Here is a 21,142-nt window from a genome sequence, read left to right on the forward strand (position 1 = left end):
TCCATGATGAGGTGTTCAATGCGAATGCAAACGTATCTCATCCAGGCGTTGTGACGCAGGGCTATTGCTTTGGGTCGAGCGATCATTTCTTTCGTTTGCGGGGCAGGGCGGAACTTTCACAACCCGTCAGCGCAACGCCTTGGGCGAAACCCCGAAACGCTTGCGAAACGCCGTGGAGAAATGCGCCGGGCTGTAACCCACGCGGTACGCGGCGCTGGACACATTGGTCTCACCGCTGGCGAGCAGGCGATAGGCTTCGGCCAGGCGCTGTTCCTGCAAGTACACATAGACACTGGTGCCGAATACCTGACGAAAGCCCGCGGTCAATTTGCGCGGGTTGAGGCCGACTGCGCGAGACAGCTCGGCCAATGACGGCGAAGCCTGCAACGAACCGAGCAACAGGTCGCGGGCGGCATGAATGCGTTCGATGTCCGCTGAGTTGCAATGGGCGTCCTGCACCGGGCGCGACTCGGTTTGCGCGAGAATTCCCTCCACCCCCAGCGCTGTCAGCTCCAGGGCCTTGCCGCCCAGATAGAAGGAGCGGGCAGGGCCCTGCAACGGGCAGGTGAAAATCTGTTGGGCAAGGGCGAGCAACGGTTTGCTCGCGGGCTGGCAGAACATCATCGGCCCGCCGCCGCGTTTATCCAGCAGGCGCTCAGGCTCAAGGCCGACGCTGCGGATCGACGGGAAATCCAGCTGCACGGTGGTGTAGCGCACCGGCACACCACTGGCGAACAGGTGATCGCCACAATGTTCACCCTGGTTGGCCACGGCGCACAGGGTCGGCCCGCGAATCTCCACTTCCTGCTGGCCTTCGACCCGGCAATTGAGCTGGCCGCTGAGCACCAGGATGATCTTCAAACCTTGCCACAGCGGCTCTTGCATCCACATCTGGCTGTCCATCAACACAGTCCCGGCGGACAGGGTGATTTCCGGCACGACGGTGGCGGCACCCGTGTTCAAAGTGTTGGGAAAATTGAGGGTGAAATCCCTTTGGGTCGGTAGCGGCGCAGCGTGTGGGCTGAGCATGGCGGACTCCCTGTGAACCGGAAAAGAGGGGCATACGCTAGCAGGAAATTTCTTACCTGTAATTAAGAATGATTATCCTTTAGCCGAAAGCCCGGACCACGCCTCATCGCTGCAGGCCGCAGAAACTCACGCTGTAGCGCAATCAAAAGAAAAAGCCGCGCAAACGAATGTCCTGCCGGTTGCCGTGCTGCGGCTTTTGCCTATTAATAATCACTCTCATTTCCGCAGCCCTTGGCGACTCATGGATGAACCGCTCAATGACCCATTCTCCCTAGCCCTTTTCACCCTTGCCCCGCAGGCCTTTTGTTCACGGCATCGGCCCCTTATTGCCGAAAAAAACTCTGGAGACCCCATGACTATCATTGACGACTGCCCCGATTGGCCCGAAGCGTTTGCCCAACGCTATCGCGACGCAGGCTATTGGCGCGACGAGACCTTTGGCGACCTGCTGCGCAACGCCGCCCGCACCTTTGGCGAGCGTGAAGCGATCACCGATGGAACGCTGCGGGTGAGCTATCGCCAACTGGATCAACGGGTCGATCAACTGGCCGGCGGGTTCTCCCGGCTGGGGTTGGTGGCAGGGGACAACGTGGTGGTGCAACTGCCGAACTGCGTGGGTTTTGTCGAAGTGTGCTTCGCCCTGTATCGCCTCGGCGTACGGCCAATCTTTGCGTTACCGGCCCATCGTCATCTGGAAATCGGCCGCTTCTGCGAGTTTGCCCAGGCCAGGGCATACCTCTGCGCTGACGTCACGGCAGGTTTTGATTATCGGGGCATGGCCCGTGGCTTGAAGGCGGCCCATGGCGACCTTGCGTGGGTGATCGTGGCCGGTGAGGCTGAAGAATTCATCGCGCTCGAAGACCTTTATCTGGACGACCCGCAGCCAACCTTTTCTGCGCCGCCCGCGGATGCCGTCGCGTGTTTCCAGTTGTCCGGTGGCTCCACCGGCGTGCCGAAACTGATCCCGCGTCGCCACAATGAATACCTCTACAACGTGCGGACCAGCGCCGAACGTTGCGGCCTGACCGACGCCACGGTGTACCTCGCCGCGCTGCCCATGGCCCATAACTTTCCCATGTGCTGCCCGGGGTTCATGGGCACCTTGCTGATGGGCGGCCGTGTGGTGCTGAGCGGCTCGCCAAGCGCCGAAACCTGCTTCGCCCTGATCGAGCATGAACGCGTGACCCATACCGCGCTGGTGCCGCCACTGGTGCTGGTCTGGCTGGATGCCGCCCAGGCGCGCGGGCAGGGCCTGCCAGGATTGCAACTGCTGCAAGTCGGCGGCGCCAAACTGAGCTTCGAGGCTGCCCGCCGCGTGGAACCCACCCTCGGCTGCCGCTTGCAGCAAGTGTTCGGCATGGCCGAGGGGCTGATTTGCTATACCGACCCCAACGACCCACCGCAACGAGTCCTGCACACCCAGGGCAAACCCATGTCCCCGGGCGACGAAATCCGGGTGGTGGACGACAACGAACAGGACGTGATACAGGGCCAGGTCGGCCAATTGCTGACCCGTGGTCCGTACACGATTCGCGGTTACTACCGCCACCCTGCGCACAACGCCCAGGCGTTTACCACTGACGGTTTCTACCGCACCGGCGACCGGGTAATGCTCACCGACGACGGCTACCTGATGGTCGAAGGTCGCGACAAGGACGTGATCAACCGTGGCGGCGAAAAGATCGCCGCCGAAGAAGTCGAAAACCTCCTGCTCAGCCATCCTGCCGTCGCCGATGTGGCCTTGGTGGCGATGCCGGACGCCTACCTCGGCGAACGCACCTGCGCCTTCGTGATTCCCCGTGGCACGGCACCGCGCCCGCCGGAACTGCTGCGCCATCTGCGTGAGCAAGGGTTGGCGGCCTTCAAGCTGCCGGACCGCTTCGAATTTATCCCCGGTTTCCCGCAAACCGGCGTGGGCAAGGTCAGCCGCAAGCACCTGCGGGAGGCTATCCAGCAGCTGTATTTCGGGGCAAAACAACCTGAGGGAAGCGCCGCCCGTGGCTGATCAAGACTCGCTGCGTGAACTGCTCGCGCCTGTACGTGGCCGGTTGATCTGCGCCATGCTGCTGCAAGCCCTGGCGACCCTGATCGGCCTGCTGCCGTTGATCGCGGTGGCGGAGTTGGCGCCGTCGTTGCTGGACGGAAAACTCGATCTGCACGATGGGTTCTGGTGGTTGTTGGCCGGTGCGGGCGCTTTGCTGTTGCGCATGCTCGGGCTGGCTGCCGCCTTGCAGATGACCCACCTGGCCGACAGCGACCTGCAACGCCAGGTTCGCCAACGGCTGGCCGCGCATTTGGCGCGGGTTCCGCTGGCTTGGTTCAGCGCCCGTGGTGGGCAAAAAGTCGACCGTGTTTTGCTCGACGACGTAGGTGCGCTGCATCAACTGGTGGCGCACTTGCCAAACAACCTCGCCGCCGCATTGGTGGCGCCCCTGGCGTGCCTGTTGTACCTGCTGACGGTAAGTGTGCCGATGACCGTTGTGGTGCTGCTGCCTCCAGCGCTGGCGCTGTGGCGACTGCGAGCCTTGCGCTCCCAGGCTTATCGGGATGACCAGAAGGCACTGGGCGCCGCGCTGGGCAACCTGTCCCTGGCCACCCAGCAGTTTGTGCAGAGCATCGCCATGGTCAAGTCATTCGGCCGGGCCGATCGGGTGCAGTCAAAGTTCTTCGGTGCGGTGGAACGTTTCGCCAGTTTTTTTTCCTGCTGGGCCCAACGCTGGGCCGGGCTTGGGGCGAGTGTCGAGGTGCTGCTTTCGCCGTTGCTGGTGCTGGCCCTGGTGCTGTTGGGCGGTGCGTCGCTGGTGGCTGGCGGTTGGCTGATGCCGGTGCAACTGCTGCCGTTCCTGCTGCTGGGGCCAGCCCTGGCAGCGCCGGTTGCGGCCATCGGGCATGGCGCGGATGCGCTGGTGCAGGGCCGCATGGCCGCCAGCCGTATCGCCACCGTGCTCAACAGCGCGACGTTGACGCAACCTCGCGAATCCCGCGAGCCCAAGGGCCGCCAGGTGAGCTTTGAAGGCGTGGACTTTCGCTACCCCGACGGCACGCAGGTGCTGCATGACATTGACCTGGATCTACCGCCCGGCACGCTGACCGCATTGGTGGGCGACTCGGGCGCCGGCAAATCCACCCTGGCCACTTTGCTTGCGCGCTTTGCCGATGTGAGTGCCGGGGCGATCCGCATCGGCGACGTCGACCTGCGGGACATGCACAGCGCCACCTTGTATCGCCAGGTCGCCTTTGTGTTCCAGGATGTGCGCCTGCTGCGCACCAGCGTCCTCGACAACCTGCGCCTGGCGCGCCCCGACGCCACGCAAATCGAGGTGGAAGCCGCCGCCCGGGCCGCGCAGATTCACCAGCGCATCCTCGCGCTGCCCCAGGGGTATCACACCGTCCTCGGAGCCGGCGTGCAACTGTCCGGCGGTGAAGTGCAACGCCTGGGCATTGCCCGGGCGATGCTCAGTGAAGCGCCGATCCTGATTCTCGATGAAGCCACCGCCGCCAGTGATCCTGAATCCGAAGCCGCGATCCAGCAGGCGCTGTCTCGCCTGGCCCGTGCCCGCACGGTGCTGGTAATCGCCCACCGCTTGAGCAGCATCCAGGACGTCGACCAGATCGTCGTGCTGCAAGGCGGGCGGATTGTCGAGCGCGGTACGCATCACGGCTTGCTGGACCAGCAGGGCACTTACGCCGGGCTGTGGGCCGCTGAGCAGTTTTCGGCGGCCGCACTGAAGAGGGCACGGGCATGATTCGCGCGCTGTTACGCAGCCTGCAACCCCGTGAAGCCGGCTTGTTGCGGCGTGCGCTGATGGCGATGGCGTTGAGTGCGTTGGCCCAGGGCGCAGCGTTGGCGTTGTTGCCGATGGCCTTTGCCCAGTGGTTCGGCAACACCACGCCTTGGGCCTGGGCCATCGGTTTCACCGGCATGGCCTTGTTGTGCCTCTGGCTGCGCCGGTATGCCCAGCTGGCGGGCTATCGCGCCGGTGCCGAAGCAGCCCAGGCGTTGAACCGACGCATTGGTGACAAGCTGGTGCAACTGCCGCTGGAATGGTTTGTGGAGCGGCGCAGCGCTGAACTGAATCGCCTGGTGACTCACACCGTGCTGCAAATCATGAGCACCCCGGCGCACCTTTTGCAGCCAATGGCCAATGCGCTGTTGACGCCTTTGGCACTCCTGCTGGCGCTGTTTTTCTACGACCGCTCCATGGCGTTGGCGGCACTGGCCGCGTTGCCGTTGCTGGTGCTGGTGTACCACTGGGGCGTGCGCTGGGGCGGGCAAGCTGAAGCACTGAGCGAAGCCGCAGCCAATGAAGCGGCGGCCCGGGTGATGGAGTTTCTGCGCCAGCAACCGTTGCTGCGCTCCAGCGGGCGCACCGAGCAAGGTTTCGACCTGCTCACCGAGGCCCTGGCCCAGCAGCAACAGGCACAGCGTCACGCCCACTGGCGCACTTTTCCCGCCGCGCTGGGTTTGGCGGTGGTGTTGCAGGCCGGCTACAGCGCCATCCTGTTATGCGGCCTGTATGCCGTGTTGGGTGGCACCCTCGATGCGGCGAAGTTCCTGGCGCTGGCGATTCTCGCCACCTGCCTGGTGGAGCCAATGGGCGCGCTGGTCAACCTCGGTACCACGTTGCGCCAGACCCGCCACGGCTTGAATCGCCTGCGCCACCTGCTGCAGATGCCGGGGTTGCCTGAGCCTCTCGAACCCCAACCTGCCCTGGGTTACGACGTGCAAGTGCGGGACGTAGGACTGGTCCGCCAGGGCCAGGCGATCTTGCAAGGCATCGACTTCACGTTGCAGGAGCGTTCGCTGAACCTGGTGGTGGGGGCGTCCGGCTCCGGCAAGTCCAGCCTTTTGCGCCTGCTGGCGCGCTTCAGCGATGTAAGCAGTGGCGCGATTCACCTCGGCGGTGTCGACCTGCGGCAACTGTCGGCCCTGGCCCGAGATACCCAGGTCGCCTTGATGTTCCAGGACAGCCCGCTGTTGCCGGGCAGCCTGCTGGACAACCTGCTGCTGGGCCGCCCCGACGCCAGCGAAGAGCAATGGCAGCACGCCGCCCGCGCCACCGGCCTCGACCGCCTCGCCGAGCGCCTGCCCCAGGGCTGGCACACCGTGCTGGGCGAGCAGGGCGTCAGCCTGTCCGGCGGCGAGCGCCAATGCCTGGCGTTGTCGCGGGTGTTGCTCAAGGACGCGTCGCTGATCCTGCTGGACGAGCCGACCGCCGCCCTCGATGCCATCAGCGAGGCGCGGGTCAATCGGACCCTGTTGCAACTGGCCCGCCGGCACACGGTGGTGCTGGTCACCCACAAACCGACCTTGGCGCCCCATGCCGACCAGATTCTGCTGCTCGACCACGGCCAGTTGGCCCAGGTCGGCCGCCATGACGCGTTGATGGCCACGCCCGGCCGTTACCGCGAGTTGTTCCACGAGCGCGAAGCGATCAATCGCTGGCGCTTGCGCCCAGACCCTACCGTTCCCCAAAGGACCGTCCCCCATGACCGATAACCCATCACTGGCATGCGTTCATCCTGCACCCGGCGGCCTCGCACACAGCCCCGAGGCGCTGTGCGCCGGTGTCGCGCAGTTGCTCGACTATGCCCCCCAGGACCTGGAGCCCGATGCCTCGCTGATCGAGCAGGGCCTGGACTCGGTGAGCATGATGCGCCTGCCGGCCTTGCTCGCCCGCGAAGGTGTGCAGGTGAGCTTTGCCGAACTGATTGAGCAGCCGACCCTTGAGGCCTGGTGGTTGCTGATCGACCGCCGTCGCGGGCAGGCGACGCACCTCAAGCCCGTCGCCGCCGACAACGATTTCGCCCTCACACCGTTGCAGCAGGCTTATTGGTTTGGTCGCGACCCGGCCATGCCGCTGGGGGGCGTTGGCTGTCACCTGTATCAGGAGCTGGACGGGTATCAGGTCGACGCTCAACGCCTGGAAAGCGCGGTGATGCGCCTGACTCACCGCCATCCCATGCTGCGCGCCTGTTTCCCGAACGCCACTTGCCAGCGCGTGCTGCCGACCAGCCCGTGGCCTGGGTTGACCGTGCATGAACGGCCGGATGAGTTGGCCTTGCGTGAGCGCCTGGCCCACCGCTGCCTGGATGTGCGCCAGGGCGAGGTGTTTGATGTGCAACTCAGCCGCTTGCCCGACGGCCGCAGCCGGGTGCACCTGAACATCGATTTGCTGGTGGCGGACGTCCTGAGTATCAGCGTACTGCTGCGGGATCTGGCGCTGATCTACAGCGGGCAAGAGGCGCAGCTGCCACGTCTGGAATGGGATTTTGCCCACTACCTGGGCGCCACCCGAACCAGCGATGCCGGCGCGCGGGACTACTGGCTGCAACGTCTGGATGACCTGCCCGACGGCCCGCAACTCCCCTTGGCACACGAGCCGCAATCCCTCGGCCCGCCGCGTTTTCGTCGCCTGGCGATGCGCCTCGGCCGCGCGCAGTTGCGAGCCCTGGAAGACCAGGCCCGCCAACACGGCCTGACCCTGGCCAGCGTGCTGTGCTGCGCCTATACCCAAGTGCTGGGCCGCTGGAGCGCCAGCCAGCATTTCCTGTTGAACGTGCCGCTGTTCAACCGCCAGGAGCTGCACCCCTGCGTCCCGCATCTGCTGGCGGATTTTTCCAACCTGGTGCTGCTGGAGATCGACCAGCGCCAGGCGGGTTCTTTCGCGCAGCAGGCGCAAGCCCTGCAACGCCAACTGCACCGCGACATCGCCCACAGCGCCTGGCCTGGTGTGGAAGTGCTGCGTGAGTTGTCCCGCACCCGGCAAGGCGGCGCCCCCGTAGTGTTTGCCTGCAACCTTGGCGAAGCGTTTGTCGACGCCACTTGCCGGCAGCACCTGGGCGAACCGGGCTGGGCCTTGTCGCAAACGCCCCAAGTGTGGCTTGACCACCAGAGCTATCCGCTGCCCGATGGCCTGTTGCTCAACTGGGACGGGGTAGATGCGCTGTTCCCCGAAGGCCTGCTGGACGAAATGTTCACCGCCTATGGCGACCTGCTGGCGTGGCTGTGTACCGGTGACTGGCGCCAACCCGCGCCGCTGCCGTTGCCCCAAGGCCAGCAAGAGGTCCGTGCAGCGGTCAACCACACGCCCTGGGCCTATGACAAAGGCTTGCTGCACGATGGCTTTTTCCAACAGGCGCAGGTGCACCCGCAGCGGGTGGCATTGATCACCGAGGACGCTGAGTTGAGTTACGCCGAGCTGGCGGCCCAGGCCCTGCAAGTGGCAGGTGCCCTGCGCCAGTGGGGGATTGAACCGGGTGATACGGTGGCGATCACCTTGCCCAAAGGCCAGGCGCAAATCGTTGCGGTGCTCGGCATATTGGCGGCGGGCGCGGTGTATGTGCCGGTGGGTATCGAACAGCCGGCAGCCCGTCGCGACATGATCTATCAACGCGCCGGAGCCAAGGTGGTGATCACCGATACGGCCCACCGTGATCGCGGTGTATGGCTGGCGGACTTGCAAGTGGTGGACCTGGCCCAGGCGCGTTCGGCCAGGGCCCTGAAACAACCGATCGAGGTGGCGCCGGACGCACTGGCCTATGTGATTTTTACCTCTGGCACTACCGGCGAACCCAAGGGCGTCGAGGTTTCCCACCAGGCGGCGCTGAACACCGTCGCCGCGATCAACCGGCGTTATCAGGTGGGCGCGGATGACCGTGTGCTCGGGGTTTCCGCCCTCGATTTCGACCTGTCGGTGTACGACCTGTTTGGCCTGCTGAGTGTCGGTGGCGCCGTGGTGCTGCCAGCGGATGCGCGGCGCAAGGAGCCGTCCGAATGGTTGCGGCTGATCCGCCAGCAGCGCGTGACCCTGTGGAACTCGGTACCGGCGTTGCTCGACATGCTGACCCTCAAGGCCCGCGAGCCGAATGCCCTGAGCGGATTACGCCTGGCGATGGTCTCGGGTGACTGGGTCGGGCTGGACCTGCCACGCCGCCTGCGATTGGCAGCCGGCGAAAGCGCCCGGTTCGCCGCTCTCGGCGGCGCCACTGAAGCGGCCATCTGGTCCAACGTCCAGGACGTCGACGAAGTGCCGGTTCACTGGCTCTCGATTCCCTACGGCAAACCCCTGGATAACCAAAGCTTTCGAGTCGTCGACAGCCAGGGCCGCGATTGCCCGGACTGGGTGGCGGGTGAGTTGTGGATCGGCGGCGCCGGGGTTGCCCAGGGCTATCGTGGCCTGCCGCATCTCAGCGCCCAACGCTTCGTCGAGCACGCCGGGCAACGCTGGTACCGCACCGGCGATCAGGGCCGTTATTGGCCCGACGGCAGCCTCGAATTTCTCGGGCGTATGGACCAGCAGGTCAAGGTCCGTGGCTTCCGCATCGAACTCAGTGAGATCGACGTGGCCCTGGAACGCCATCCGGCCGTCAGTCGTGCCGTCACCCTGGTGTTGCCCGGGGCCAACCCGCAGTTGGCAGCAACCCTGATGGGCGACGCGCTGCCGGATGCCGAAGCCATGCGCCAGTGGCTCTGCCAATGGTTGCCGGAACACATGTTGCCGGACCACTGGCTGAACCTCACCGAACTGCCCCTGAGCGCCAACGGCAAGGTCGACCGCGCCGCACTGCTGTGGCTGGTGCAGGAGCAACGCCAGGGCGCCAGACCCGAGCATGAAGACGCGCCTCAAGGCGAAGCCGAACAACTGTTGGCCGGGCTCTGGCGCGAATTGCTCGACATTCCCCTGGTGGGACGCAACCAGGGCTTTTTCGCCCTCGGCGGCAACAGTCTGTTGGCCGCTCGCCTGATCGAACGTATCGCCCGACAGTTCGACGTCGAACTGTCGCTGAAGGACTTTTTCAACGCGGCCACCGTCGCCCGCCAGGCCCAATGGCTTGTCGCCCGACGAGAACAGGACCACGTCAACCGGAACGCAATGGTGGAGGGTGCGCTATGACACTGCAGCAACTGCAACAGGACCTCGAAGCACTGGGTGTGGAACTCTGGGAAGAGCAGGGTCGCCTGCGCTACCGGGCGCCCGCCGGGGTGATGGATGAAGGCCGCCTGCAACAATTGCGCGAACACAAGGACGCGTTGTTGCAGCAATTGATGGAACCGGTGATGCCCACCGTCTCGGCCGACCTGGCTGCCCGCAGCGAACCGTTTCCGCTGACCGACGTGCAGGCCGCTTACCTGATGGGCCGCACCCAGGCATTCAGCTACGGCGGGGTGGCGTGCCACGGTTACCTGGAATTTGAACTCAGGGAACTGGACCCGGCGCGCCTGGAGCAGGCATGGAACCATCTGATTGCGCGTCACGACATGCTGCGGGCGGTGGTGCTGGAAGACGGCTACCAACAAATCCTGCCCCAGGTGCCGCATTACCTGATCGCCCGGCATGACCTGCGCGAAGACGACGGCCGTGCACTGGCCGCTCTGCGCGAACGCATGGAAATTCGCCTGGCGTCGCCCCAGCAGTGGCCGCTGATCGAGTTGTGCGTCAGCCAGGGCCGTGAACATGCGCGCCTGCATCTCTCAGTGGATCTGCTGGTGTGCGACTACCAGAGCGTGCGCATGCTGTTGGCCGAGTTGCAGCAGGTCTATCGTGGCGAAGCCTTGCCGCCGGCGGCGCCCATCAGTTTTCGCGACTACGTACTGGGCGAGCGCCGGTTGCGGGAACAGCCGCGTTACCAGCGTGACCGCCAGTACTGGTGGGCGCGGGTCGACAGCCTGCCCGGTGCTCCGGAATTGCCCATGCAGGGCGCTCCCAGCGGACCGCGTTTCGAGCGCCGCGCCCTGAACCTGGAGGCCCGGGATTTCAACGCCCTGCGCCTGAATGCAGCGGCGGCCGGCGTGGGTGCGTCGGCGGCGATTCTTTCCTGCTATGCCGAAACCCTGGGGCGCTGGAGCCGCAAGGGGCATTTCTGCTTGAGCCTGACCTTGCTCAATCGCCTGTCGCTGCACCCGCAGGTCGATCGGCTGGTGGGGGATTTCAGCTCGGTGGAATTGCTGGAAGTCCAGACCCTGCAAGGCGGCAGCTTTGGTGAACGCAGCCAGCAGTTGCAGGAGCGACTGTGGCAAGACATGGACCACCGCCTGTGTTCCGGCATTGAAGTACTGCGCGAACTGGCGCGGCGCAAAGGCCGTGATGCGGCCTTGATGCCCTATGCCTTCACCAGCACCCTGGGCGCCGGTGGCGAAAGTGGCGGCGGGGCATTTATGCCCGGCGCAGAACTGGTGCACGGCATCAGCCAGACCCCGCAAGTGTTGATTGATTGCCAGGTCAGCGAGCGCGACAACGGCCTGTTCATCAATTGGGACATTCGCCAGGGCGTGTTCAATGAGGCCATGCTGGAAGCGATGTTCGACACCTTCGAACGTCTGCTCAAGCGCTTGGCGCGGGAGCCTTCGGCCTGGACCCTGGACGATTGCCTTGAACTGCCGGCACCCCAGCGACTGGTGCGGGAGTTGATCAACCAGACGGCGCAGCCGATTCCCCCAGGCTTGCTGCATGAACCGTTCTTTCGCCAGGCCCGGGCGCAACCCCAACGTGTCGCCCTGATCCAGGGCGCGCGACAGCTCACTTACGCGCAACTCGCCGCCCGTGCCGAGGCGATTGCCGAGCAGTTACTGGATGGCGGTTGCCAGCCCGGCGAGCGGGTCGCGGTATGCATGGAAAAAGGCATCGACCAGGTGGTCGGTGTACTCGGGATCTTGCGGGCCGGCGCGGCGTACCTGCCGCTGGACACTAATCAGCCGATGGCGCGGCGCGCGTTGATTCTTGAGAACGCCGAGGTCAGCCGGGTGCTCAGCCAGTCGTGGTTGAGCGAGGACGTGGCCTGGCCCGCCCAGGTGACCCAGTGCATACCCGTTGATCAGGCCGCAGCCAGTGCCGGACGTGAACTGCCGGCGCCGCAGGTGACACCGCAACAACTTGCCTACGTGATCTACACCTCCGGCTCCACCGGGATTCCGAAGGGTGTGATGATCAGTCACCAGGCGGCCCTCAACACGGTGGTGGATATCAATCAGCGCTTCGCCATCGGCGCCGAAGACCGGGTACTCGCCTTGGCCAGCCTGGGCTTCGACCTCTCGGTGTACGACATCTTCGGCCTGCTGGCCGTAGGTGGCGCCCTGGTGTTGCCCGACGCCGGACGCCGCGCCGACCCGTCCCACTGGGCCGAATGCGCCCGCGAGCACGGTGTGACCCTGTGGAACTCGGTGCCCGCGCAGTTGCAGATGCTTGCCCATTACCTGCAAGCCGTGCCGGCCGCGGCACCTCAGAGCCTGCGCCTGGCCTTGCTGTCCGGCGACTGGATCCCGCTGAACCTGCCCGCCGAAATCGCTGCGTTGTTGCCTGAGCTCCAACTGATCAGCCTGGGCGGCGCCACAGAAGCGGCGATCTGGTCGATTGCCTATCCAATCACCGAGGTGGACGCACAATGGCGCAGCATTCCCTACGGCGCGCCGCTGGCCAATCAACGCTTCATGGTGCTCGACGAACAAGGCCGCGATCGCCCGCAAGGCGTTGCCGGTGAGCTGTTCATCGCCGGCACGGGGTTGGCGATGGGGTACCTGGGGGACGCGGAGAAAACCGCCGAGCGTTTTATCGAGCATGCCCACAGCGGCGAGCGGCTGTACCGCACCGGCGACCTGGGGCGCTACCTTGAAAGCGGGTTGATTGAGTTCCTTGGCCGTGAGGATTTCCAGGTCAAGGTTCGCGGGCATCGCATCGAGTTGGCGGAAGTCGAAAGTGCCTTGCTCAGTCATCCTCATGTCGAATCGGCCGTGGTGGTCGCTGCGGGCGAGGGCGCGTTCGAGCGGCGTTTGCAGGCCTGCGTGCGCGGGACTTTGCGTGATACTCCATTGCCTTGGCCGACCCGGTTGGCACCCAACGCCTTGGCGGCGGCCAACGGCGTGAAAGGCCAACTGACGGAAGCGCTGATTACGCAGATGTCCGATTGCGTCGAGCGTGCCGCGTTGCTCTCCATGGGCCTGGCCCTGCAACGCCCGGGGCTGTTTGATCAACCGGGCGTCGAGCACGACCTGGCCCAGATCATGAGCCTGTGCGAAGTGGCGCCACGCAACGAACGGCTGATCCGCCGCTGGCTGCAAGCGCTGCATCGCGAACAACTGGTAGACCGCAACCCAGGCACCGGCGCCTATTCGTCACTGCGGGTCTCGGGTGCTGAATACCGTCAGCTGTGGCAGCGCATCGAGGCGCTGGAACCGAGTGTGGGCTGGGGCGGTGAAGTGCTGCGCTACCTGCGGGAAAGCCAGGAGCAATTGCCTGCCCTGATGAGCGACCGGCTCGACCCGTTGCACTTGCTGTTTCCCGAAGGCCGTACCGACACCGCCGAAGGCGCCTATCGCAAGAACCTGATCAGCCAGTACCTGAACCAGGCGGTGTGTGCGGCGGTGCAGGAAATCGCCGCACTGCAACCGGCGGGCTGGCGTCTGCAGTTGCTGGAAATCGGCGCAGGCGTGGGCGGCACCAGTGCCGACCTGATTCCGGCCCTGGACGGCTTGGCGGTGGACTACCAGTTCACCGACCTGTCGCAGTTTTTCCTCAACGAAGCGCGGGAGCATTTCGTCGAGTTTCCGTGGGTCAGCTACGGGCTGTTTGACCTGAACCTCGACCACTGGGCCCAAGGCATCGCCGCCAACTCCCTGGATGTGATTCTGTGTGCCAACGTGCTGCACAACTCGCGGCATGCCAGCCAGGTACTCGCCCGGCTGCGGGAAATGCTCGCCCCCGGCGGCTGGCTGATCTTTATCGAAGCCACCCGCGACACCTACCAGATCATGGCGTCCATGGAGTTCAAGGAGGGCCTGACCGCGTTCGAGGATTTCCGCGCCGAGCAGGACACCACGTTCATCCGCCGCGAGCAGTGGCAGCAACTGTTGCAGGAAGCCGGCGCGCAGACGCCGCTGTGCATGCCGGCAGCTGACGATGCGATGTCACAGATCGGCCAGCACCTGTTCATCACGCGCTTCAAGACCGAGCGCCAGACCCTTGAGCCGGAGGCGTTGCGCGCGCATCTGGGCCAGCGCCTGCCGGATTACATGGTACCCACCGAGTGGCGGGTACTGGATGAAATGCCGCTGACGGTCAACGGCAAAGTCGACCGCCAGGCGTTGGCCAACCTCGGCATGGCCCAGGCCACGCAACAGGCCAACAGCGGGGCTGCACCGCTGGATGCGCTGGAGCGCAGTATCGCAGAGGTCTGGCAAACCCTGTTGCGGGTGCCCAGTGTGGGCCGTGAACAGGGCTTCTTTGAGTTGGGCGGTGATTCATTGCTGGTGGCGCAGGTGGTTGGTCGCCTGCGGGAAAGCCTGCCCCAGGCCCGTAACGTGCCCTGGGGGGATTTGCTGCGCCAGTTGATCAACCAGCCCACCGTTGCGGCCCTGGCGGATTACCTGCGGGGGCAGGGCAGCGAGAGCCTGTCGCCGCTGGTGCGGATTCGTGAGGAGGCGCAAGGCCCGGCGCGGATCTTTGTCCATGATGGCAGCGGCACCCTGGCACCGTATCGCGCGCTGTTTGCTGCACTCGGGGAAGAAGCGCCACTGGAGGGGCTGGTGCTCAATGATGTACCGGGTTACCTGGCTCTGGCACCGGCTACGGCGATTCGTGAACTGGCCGAGCGTTATGCCGACACCTTGCACGCCGAAGGCCGGCGCCAGGTGAGCATCGTCGGTTATTGCCTCGGCGGGTTGCTGGCGACGGAGCTGGCGTCATGCCTCGCGGCGAGGGACATCGAGGTGCTGCAACTGACAGTGATCAGCAGCTACCGCGTGCCGTTCATGATCGAGGATGACCTGCTGGCGGAGTACGTGTTCGCCCGCGTGATGCAGGCCGACCCGCACACCCTGGGTTACCCGGTGGATGAACAGGCGATGGAGCGGGCGATTGCCAAGGTGCTGCGCCAAACTCCGGGCCGCGTGCCCCAAGGTGCGTTGCTGGCGCTGCAGGATGAGCCCGACTGTGCCACGGCCCTGGCCTGCCTGCGGGCCCTGGCATCCAAGTCGGCAGATGAGCGCTTGCAGGCAATTGCAGACGCGATGCGCCACGCCGGCTCGCAACTGAGCGACCTGGACTGGCTGCGCGAGCAACTGCAGGTGCTGCGCCACAGCCTGGCCGCCGTCGCCTTGCATCAGGCCACGCCTTACGACGGTGACATGGTGTTTATCCGCCAGTGCGGTGAAGTCCAGGTACTGCCCGGCATGCACCGCGACATGAGCCAATACTGGCAGGCCCTGTGCCTTGGCGAATTGCAGGTGGTGGACGTGCCGGGCGACCACTTCAGCTGCATGCAGAGCCCCCAGGTCGAAGCCGTGGCCCGCGCGTTCGAACGGCTGGCGCAGGTGGCGGCGTGAGAGTCGGGATTGTAGGCGGCTATGGGCATGTCGGTCGGCAGGTTGCGCGGGTGCTGGTCGGTCATTGCCGCTTGCGCCTGGGCGGTCGCGACCCTGGGCAAGGGCAGCGTTTTAACGACGGCGAGTTGAACGGGCAGGCCGAGATCCGTGAAGTGGACCTGTGGGACGCCCAAAGCCTGGCGGCGTTTTGCAGCGGCTGCGACCTGCTGATCAATTGCGCGGGCCCCAGCTACCAGGTGCTCGACCGGGTGGCGCTGGCCGCTTTGGCCAGTGGCGCCGATTACATCGATGTCGGCGGCGATGATCCGCTGCATCAGCTGCTGCCCGCTCAGTTGCCGCCGGGTCGTCGTGTGGTGTTATCAGCCGGCATGTTGCCCGGGCTGTCGGGGTTGTTTCCCAAGGTGCTTGCGGCGTCGTTCGAGCGCGTCGATGCCGTGCATTGCTATGCCGTCGGACTTGGGCGGTTGTCGACAACGGCGGCCGAGGACTTTCTATTGAGCCTCGGCAACGGCTATGGCCAGGCCTCGATGGGCTGGTGCGATGGCCGTGCAATCAAGTCCGCCGTACTCGTCGATGAACACTTCGAGCGGCCCTGGCTGGTGGGCGGTCCCGTAACGGCCCACCCGTATCTAACCACTGAGCAACAGCGCTTGTTTACTGACTTGCGGGTGCGCGAAGCCCAGGCCTACAACCTGTTCGACGGCGGCCACCTGCGGGCCGCACTCGGGCGCATTCAGGGCTCGCCACCGGCTCTGCGACACACGGCAGAGAACATTGCCGCCCTGGTACAGGCCAGTGCGCTGGACCTGGCAGGGCGCACGCCTTACCAGTTGCTCGCAGTCGAAATGGCAGGCCTGCAACACGGCGAACCGCAGCAGGCCACCGCCTGGTTGCGTGCCGCCGACGGCTCGGCGTTGACCGGCACAGTGGCGGCAATCTGCGCCCTGCAACTGGCCAAACTGCCCGAAGGCACGCACTACGCTGCCCAGGTGATGGACGCCGATGACTGCTTGCGCCAGGTGCTGCGCTGGTTGCCGCAGACCCGGATCCACGTCACCACTGAACTGGAGGAGGGCGTGTTATGAAGAAAATCCCCAGCCCATGGCTGCGACGTTACCCGCAGCATCAAACGCCGCGTTGCCGATTGGTCTGCCTGCCCCACGCCGGCGGCAGCGCGGGATTTTTCAGCGGTTGGCAGGCACTGTTGCCGGCTGACATCGAACTGGTCAGCGTGCAATACCCCGGCCGCGAAGAGCGCCTGAGTGAAACCTGGCCCGGCAGCCTGGAATGGATGGCGGGCACTATTACCCGGGCGCTGTGGGACCTGTCCGACCGGCCGCTGGTGCTGTTCGGCCACAGCATGGGTGCGGCGCTGGCCTATGAGGTGACGCGGCGCCTGAACCGCCAGGGCAAGGACCTGCAACGGCTGATCGTCTCCGCCCATCCGGCCCCTCACCGGCAACGTCACAGCCAATTGCACCAGGGCCCGGATGCCGGTCTGCTGGCGGATGTGCGGCGCCTGTCGGGTGGTGCGCCATCACCCCTGGACGAACCCGAGATGCAGGCACTTTACCTGCCCGCATTGCGCAATGATTACCGCCTGATCGAAAACTACTGCGGCGATATCAGCGAGCTGCTGGACGTGCCCGTGAGCGTATGCCTGGGCAGCACCGACCGCGAAGTCGATCGGGAGGAAGCCCATGCCTGGTCGGAAGTGACGCGCCAGGTCACCGACTTTCGAACCTTCAACGGCGGGCATTTTTACCTGCGCGACAGCCAGGCCGACCTGATCGAGCACCTGGAACTGTTGCTGGGCAGCCCCGCCGAACCGGCGTGGCAGTGCTGGCCGTCGACCCCATGACCGGAGAATCCTATGAAAACACCTGAGCAGTGCAGCGGGCTGGAAGACGTCCGCCTGGGTATCGACACGTTGGACGAACAGATCATCCGCGCTCTCGGCCAGCGGTTGGCCTATGTGAAAGCTGCGGCGCAGTTCAAGCCTGACGAAGCCAGCATCGCCGCCCCCGAGCGGGTGGCCGCCATGCTGCCCCATCGCCGCCGCTGGGCCGAGCGCGAAGGGTTGGACCCGATGTTCGTGGTCCCGCTGTTTGCGCAGATCATCCAATGGAATATCGACCAGCAAGTGCGCCACTGGCGCCAGCAGCATCAAGGAGCGGAGCATGAGTGAACGTCTGCCGGGATTGCTTCAGGCGCTGACCGAGGGCGAACGCCTGGCGCGCGAGAAGGGCGGCGCAGTGCTGGTGGTGTTCAGCCTGGCCTCGGAGCGCCTGGACCCGCTGCGGTTATTTGCCGCCAACCGCCAGGTACTCGGGCAAAGCCTGTTCTGGTCAAGTGACCGGGGCGCACTGGCCATGGCCGGCTTTGGTTGTACCGAGGAAATCAGCCCCGGGGCCGATGACCGCTTCAACGCCAGTGCCCTGGCGTGGCAGGCGTTGCTCAGCCAGGCCCATCAGGTGGGGCCGCGCCAGCCGTTGCTGTGTGGCGGCTTTGCGTTTGACCCGAAGGGCCCACGCTCGCTCAAATGGCAGTCATTCGCCGCCACCTCCCTGGTGCTGCCGCGCATCCTGCTGCTGCGGGAAGCCGAGCAACATCATGTGATCTTCAGCCAGTGGCTGGAGCCCGGGGCGGACGCGGTGCGTTGCGCCCAGAGCCTGGAAACCCAGTGGACGTTGCTTCTGTCCCGCTACGCCAGTGCGCCACGCCAGGAGATTCCCCTCGGCACACCGAGCGACGAAAACACCATCAGCGCGCAGCAATGGCAAGACACCGTGGCGACGGCCGTGCAGCGCATCAACGCCGGCGACCTGCGCAAGGTGGTGCTGGCCCGCGAAGTGCGGTTGACCACCTCACGGACGATCCCCTGTGGCCCGCTGCTGGAAAACCTCAAGGCGGCCTATCCCCAGGCGTACCTGTTTGCGTTCAGCCGTGGTGACAGCTGCTTTCTCGGCGCAACGCCGGAGCGGCTGGTGCGGGTGACTCGTGGCACGCTGAACACGGTGGCGTTGGCCGGTACTTGCCCGCGTGGTCGTCACGAGCAGCACGATGCCGAACTTGGCCAGGCCTTGATGGACAGCCCCAAGGACCGCCACGAACACACCCTGGTGGTTCAAACCCTGCGCGAAGCATTGCAGCCCTATTGCGCGATGCTCGACATTGCCAGCCAGCCGCAGTTGCACCGGCTGGCCAACGTGCAGCACCTGTTGACGCCGGTGATGGGCCGCTTGCATCCCCAGGTGCAATTGCTGCAACTGGTGCAGGCCCTGCACCCGACGCCGGCGGTGGGTGGCTTGCCGCGACGTGAGGCGATGGCCTATATCCGAGAGCACGAGCAGCTCGACCGTGGCTGGTACGCAGCGCCAGTGGGCTGGATGAATGCGCAGGGTGATGGTGAATTTGCCGTGGCGTTGCGCTCGGCGTTGATCAGAGGCTGTGAGGCGCACCTGTTCGCCGGCTGCGGCATTGTCGCCGAGTCGGATCCCGGGAGTGAGTACGAGGAAACGTGCTTGAAGCTGCGGACTATCCGCGATGCCTTGCGGCCTTCGGACGGAGTGCAGGTGGCGTCAGCCTGAGGAAGGCTCTCGCCCGGCAGGCCGGGCGAGAGCATGCAGCGTCTGGATCAGTTCAAGCCAAGCTTGCCACGCAGTGTGGACAGGTCTTCCGCCAGGGTATTGACCGGGCCAACCAGGGCTTTGCGGTCGGCTTCCTTGACCTTGTCGTAGGTCTCGAAACCGCCATCTTTGGTTTTGTACTTGGCCAGGATCTTGTCCACGGTGGCGAAGTTCTTGTCGACTTTGGCAACGAAGGCCTTGTCTTGCTTCTCGATCTGCGGACGGAACAGGTCGACGATTTTCTTCGCGCCGTCGATGTTGCCCTGGAAGTCATACAGGTCGGTGTGGCTGTAGCGGTCTTCTTCACCGGAGATCTTGGTCGCGGCGACTTCTTCCAGCAGAGCAGCAGCACCACCCACGACTTTTTCCGGCGGGAAGGTCAGGCCGTCCACGCGGGTTTTCAGGTCCAGTACGTCGCTGTTGAGCTTGTCCGCCAGGGCGTCGAGGCCTTTGGTGGTGTTCTCGGAGAACAGGCTGTACTCGATGCGGTGGAAGCCGGTGAAGTCTTCGGCTTTCACGCCTTTCTCGTGGTCGTCCACGCGGGAGTCGATGGAGGCGTCGAGGTCGCTGAACAGTTCGGCGATCGGCTCGATCGACTCATAGTGCACGCGGGTTGGCGCGTACAGCTTCTTGGCGGTCGCCAGGTCGCCTTTTTTCACGGCGTCGGTGAACGCCTGGGTCTGGGTGACCAGCTCGCCGATTTCTTCGGTGACATAGATCTTGTAGTCCGACACCGGCCCTACCAGGTCCAGCGGCGCGGTGGCGGCGAAGGCGGCCAGCGGCGAAAGGCTCATTAACAACGACAATGCGAGAGACGACTTCTTCATGGGACGATTTCCGCTCTGGGGTTTGTTTTAGGTTTTGGCAGTGGTTTGTGGATGTGTCGCATCAAGCAGCGTGCGCCCGATGAAATCCTGGGCCCCGGTGACGCCTGGCAAGGTGAAGAAGTAACCGCCGCCAACCGGCTTCAGGTATTCCTCCAGAGGCTCGCCGTTGAGCCGGGTTTGCACGCTGATAAAGCCTTTCTCCAGGTCAGCCTGGTAGCAGATGAACAACAGCCCCATGTCCAGCTGACCGTTTTTGTTGACGCCGTTGGAGTAGTTGAACGGCCGGCGCAGGATCAGGTTGGCCTGGGTCTGTGCAGTACGCGGGTTGGCCAGGCGGATGTGGGCATCGAGCTTGGTCAACTTGCCTTCCGGGTCCTTGCTGTAGTCCGGGACCTGGGTTTCTTTCTGGCCATCCATGGGCGCGCCACTGGTCTTGATCCGGCCAATGATGCTTTCTTGCTCTTGCAGCGGGGTGCGGTCCCAGCGTTCGACGAAGTTGCGGATGATCCGCACCGCCTGGTAGCTGCCGTTGGCGGCCCAGGCCGGTTCGTCGCTGCCTGGCTGGACCCACACAATCTGATCCATCGCCTTGTTGTCGTTGGAGTTCGGGTTGGCCGAACCGTCGCGAAAACCGAGGAAGTTGCGCGCGCTTTGCGCCGGCTCGCCGGGGCGGGCAGGGGCCTGGGGCGGCACGCTGCCTTCCTGCTTCCAGCGCACCAGCAGCAGGTCCGGCAGGTTTTTCACGATATCGCGCAGGGCGTGGATATTGGTGTCCGGGGTGTTGGAGCTGAACTGCAGGCTCAGGTCGCCGTGGCACTGCGCCGGTTCCAGTGCATCGTTGGGGAAACCGACCATGCGGATCAGGCGCTTGGGCTTGGCCGCGGCCAGGCCGAAGCGTTCGTCGAACAGCGACTCGCCCACCGATACGGTGATGGTCAGGTTGTCCGGTGTCACCACCGGGCCGAGGATGCCGGAGTCGGTGGGGGGCAGTTTCGGGTCGACTTGCACCACGGTGCCGCCGGTCATCAGGAACGCGATGCGCTCGTTCAGGGTGCGGAACAGCCGCTCCAGGTCCTCGCGGTCGCTGGCCAACACGTCGAATGACACCAACATGCCGCAGGCCGGGCGCGGAGTGACGATGCCGGTCTGGTGCTTGCCATGGAAATCGTGGTGGTCCTGGGTCTTTTCACTGCTTGGCGCGGTGGTCACCTGTGCCGCCGCGTTGGCAGCCATTGCCGGGCAGCTCAGGCTGCTGCCGGCAATGGCCGCGCCAGTGGCGGCCATACCCAGCAATACACGACGACGCTGGGCGGAAAATTGTTCTGAATCACTCATGTCTA

12 protein-coding genes are annotated in these 21,142 nt (G+C 64.8%); 9 read left to right on the forward strand and 3 right to left on the reverse strand.

The window, feature by feature from the left end; translation table 11 throughout:
- Positions 1-126 precede the first annotated feature (126 nt).
- Entirely contained in the window at positions 127-1,029 is a 903-nt protein-coding gene (locus tag AC3WKX_RS03920) for an AraC family transcriptional regulator (protein ID WP_003218429.1), read from the reverse strand.
- 352 nt (positions 1,030-1,381) lie between these two features.
- Between AC3WKX_RS03920 and AC3WKX_RS03925 the strand changes: the two genes are divergently transcribed.
- Genes AC3WKX_RS03925 through AC3WKX_RS03965 form a run of 9 tightly spaced genes read left to right on the forward strand, consistent with a single transcriptional unit; the run spans position 1,382 to position 18,936 of the window.
- Positions 1,382-3,034: a (2,3-dihydroxybenzoyl)adenylate synthase gene (locus tag AC3WKX_RS03925; protein WP_003218428.1), complete on the forward strand. Its 1,653-nt coding sequence runs from the start codon at positions 1,382-1,384 to the stop codon at positions 3,032-3,034.
- Positions 3,027-4,775 carry an ABC transporter ATP-binding protein gene (locus AC3WKX_RS03930; protein ID WP_102604986.1) on the forward strand — a complete coding sequence of 583 codons (1,749 nt, stop codon included), beginning with the start codon at positions 3,027-3,029 and terminating at the stop codon, positions 4,773-4,775. The genes AC3WKX_RS03925 and AC3WKX_RS03930 overlap by 8 nt, the downstream gene beginning before the upstream one ends.
- Positions 4,772-6,529: an ABC transporter ATP-binding protein gene (locus AC3WKX_RS03935; RefSeq protein ID WP_003218423.1), complete on the forward strand. Its 1,758-nt coding sequence runs from the start codon at positions 4,772-4,774 to the stop codon at positions 6,527-6,529. The genes AC3WKX_RS03930 and AC3WKX_RS03935 overlap by 4 nt, the downstream gene beginning before the upstream one ends.
- Positions 6,519-9,926, forward strand: coding sequence for a non-ribosomal peptide synthetase (locus tag AC3WKX_RS03940; RefSeq protein WP_102604985.1), 3,408 nt, complete (start codon positions 6,519-6,521; stop codon positions 9,924-9,926). Before AC3WKX_RS03935 ends, AC3WKX_RS03940 begins: the two co-directional genes overlap by 11 nt.
- Complete coding sequence (locus AC3WKX_RS03945; protein ID WP_003218420.1) at positions 9,923-15,346, forward strand: non-ribosomal peptide synthetase; 5,424 nt, start codon at positions 9,923-9,925, stop codon at positions 15,344-15,346. Before AC3WKX_RS03940 ends, AC3WKX_RS03945 begins: the two co-directional genes overlap by 4 nt.
- The gene (locus AC3WKX_RS03950) at positions 15,343-16,431 is read left to right on the forward strand and encodes a saccharopine dehydrogenase NADP-binding domain-containing protein (protein ID WP_023658858.1); all 1,089 of its coding nucleotides are present in this window, start codon (positions 15,343-15,345) and stop codon (positions 16,429-16,431) included. Before AC3WKX_RS03945 ends, AC3WKX_RS03950 begins: the two co-directional genes overlap by 4 nt.
- On the forward strand, positions 16,428-17,207 hold the full coding sequence (locus AC3WKX_RS03955; protein ID WP_003218418.1) for a thioesterase II family protein: 780 nt from the start codon (positions 16,428-16,430) through the stop codon (positions 17,205-17,207). The genes AC3WKX_RS03950 and AC3WKX_RS03955 overlap by 4 nt, the downstream gene beginning before the upstream one ends.
- Positions 17,208-17,219: 12 nt before the next feature.
- Positions 17,220-17,534 carry an isochorismate lyase gene (locus AC3WKX_RS03960; protein ID WP_003218417.1) on the forward strand — a complete coding sequence of 105 codons (315 nt, stop codon included), beginning with the start codon at positions 17,220-17,222 and terminating at the stop codon, positions 17,532-17,534.
- Entirely contained in the window at positions 17,527-18,936 is a 1,410-nt protein-coding gene (locus tag AC3WKX_RS03965) for an isochorismate synthase (RefSeq protein WP_003218416.1), read from the forward strand. The genes AC3WKX_RS03960 and AC3WKX_RS03965 overlap by 8 nt, the downstream gene beginning before the upstream one ends.
- A 47-nt stretch (positions 18,937-18,983) precedes the next feature.
- Here AC3WKX_RS03965 and efeO read toward each other — a convergent pair whose 3' ends face one another.
- Entirely contained in the window at positions 18,984-19,802 is an 819-nt protein-coding gene (gene efeO, locus AC3WKX_RS03970) for an iron uptake system protein EfeO (RefSeq protein WP_003218415.1), read from the reverse strand.
- A gap of 27 nt (positions 19,803-19,829) precedes the next feature.
- Positions 19,830-21,137, reverse strand: a complete 1,308-nt coding sequence (efeB, locus tag AC3WKX_RS03975; protein WP_003218414.1) for an iron uptake transporter deferrochelatase/peroxidase subunit — start codon at positions 21,135-21,137, stop codon at positions 19,830-19,832.
- Positions 21,138-21,142: the final 5 nt, after the last annotated feature.

Source organism: Pseudomonas sp. GP01-A4 (assembly GCF_058780865.1).

What these genes read in the sequence shown, in the direction of transcription:
- AC3WKX_RS03945 (WP_003218420.1), top strand. Translation starts at nt 9,923, where the DNA reads ATGACACTGCAGCAACTGCAACAGGACCTCGAAGCACTGGGTGTGGAA.
- AC3WKX_RS03940 (WP_102604985.1), top strand. Translation starts at nt 6,519, where the DNA reads ATGACCGATAACCCATCACTGGCATGCGTTCATCCTGCACCCGGCGGC.
- efeB (WP_003218414.1), bottom strand. Translation starts at nt 21,137, where the DNA reads ATGAGTGATTCAGAACAATTTTCCGCCCAGCGTCGTCGTGTATTGCTG.
- AC3WKX_RS03955 (WP_003218418.1), top strand. Translation starts at nt 16,428, where the DNA reads ATGAAGAAAATCCCCAGCCCATGGCTGCGACGTTACCCGCAGCATCAA.
- AC3WKX_RS03925 (WP_003218428.1), top strand. Translation starts at nt 1,382, where the DNA reads ATGACTATCATTGACGACTGCCCCGATTGGCCCGAAGCGTTTGCCCAA.
- AC3WKX_RS03960 (WP_003218417.1), top strand. Translation starts at nt 17,220, where the DNA reads ATGAAAACACCTGAGCAGTGCAGCGGGCTGGAAGACGTCCGCCTGGGT.
- AC3WKX_RS03965 (WP_003218416.1), top strand. Translation starts at nt 17,527, where the DNA reads ATGAGTGAACGTCTGCCGGGATTGCTTCAGGCGCTGACCGAGGGCGAA.
- AC3WKX_RS03920 (WP_003218429.1), bottom strand. Translation starts at nt 1,029, where the DNA reads ATGCTCAGCCCACACGCTGCGCCGCTACCGACCCAAAGGGATTTCACC.
- AC3WKX_RS03935 (WP_003218423.1), top strand. Translation starts at nt 4,772, where the DNA reads ATGATTCGCGCGCTGTTACGCAGCCTGCAACCCCGTGAAGCCGGCTTG.
- efeO (WP_003218415.1), bottom strand. Translation starts at nt 19,802, where the DNA reads ATGAAGAAGTCGTCTCTCGCATTGTCGTTGTTAATGAGCCTTTCGCCG.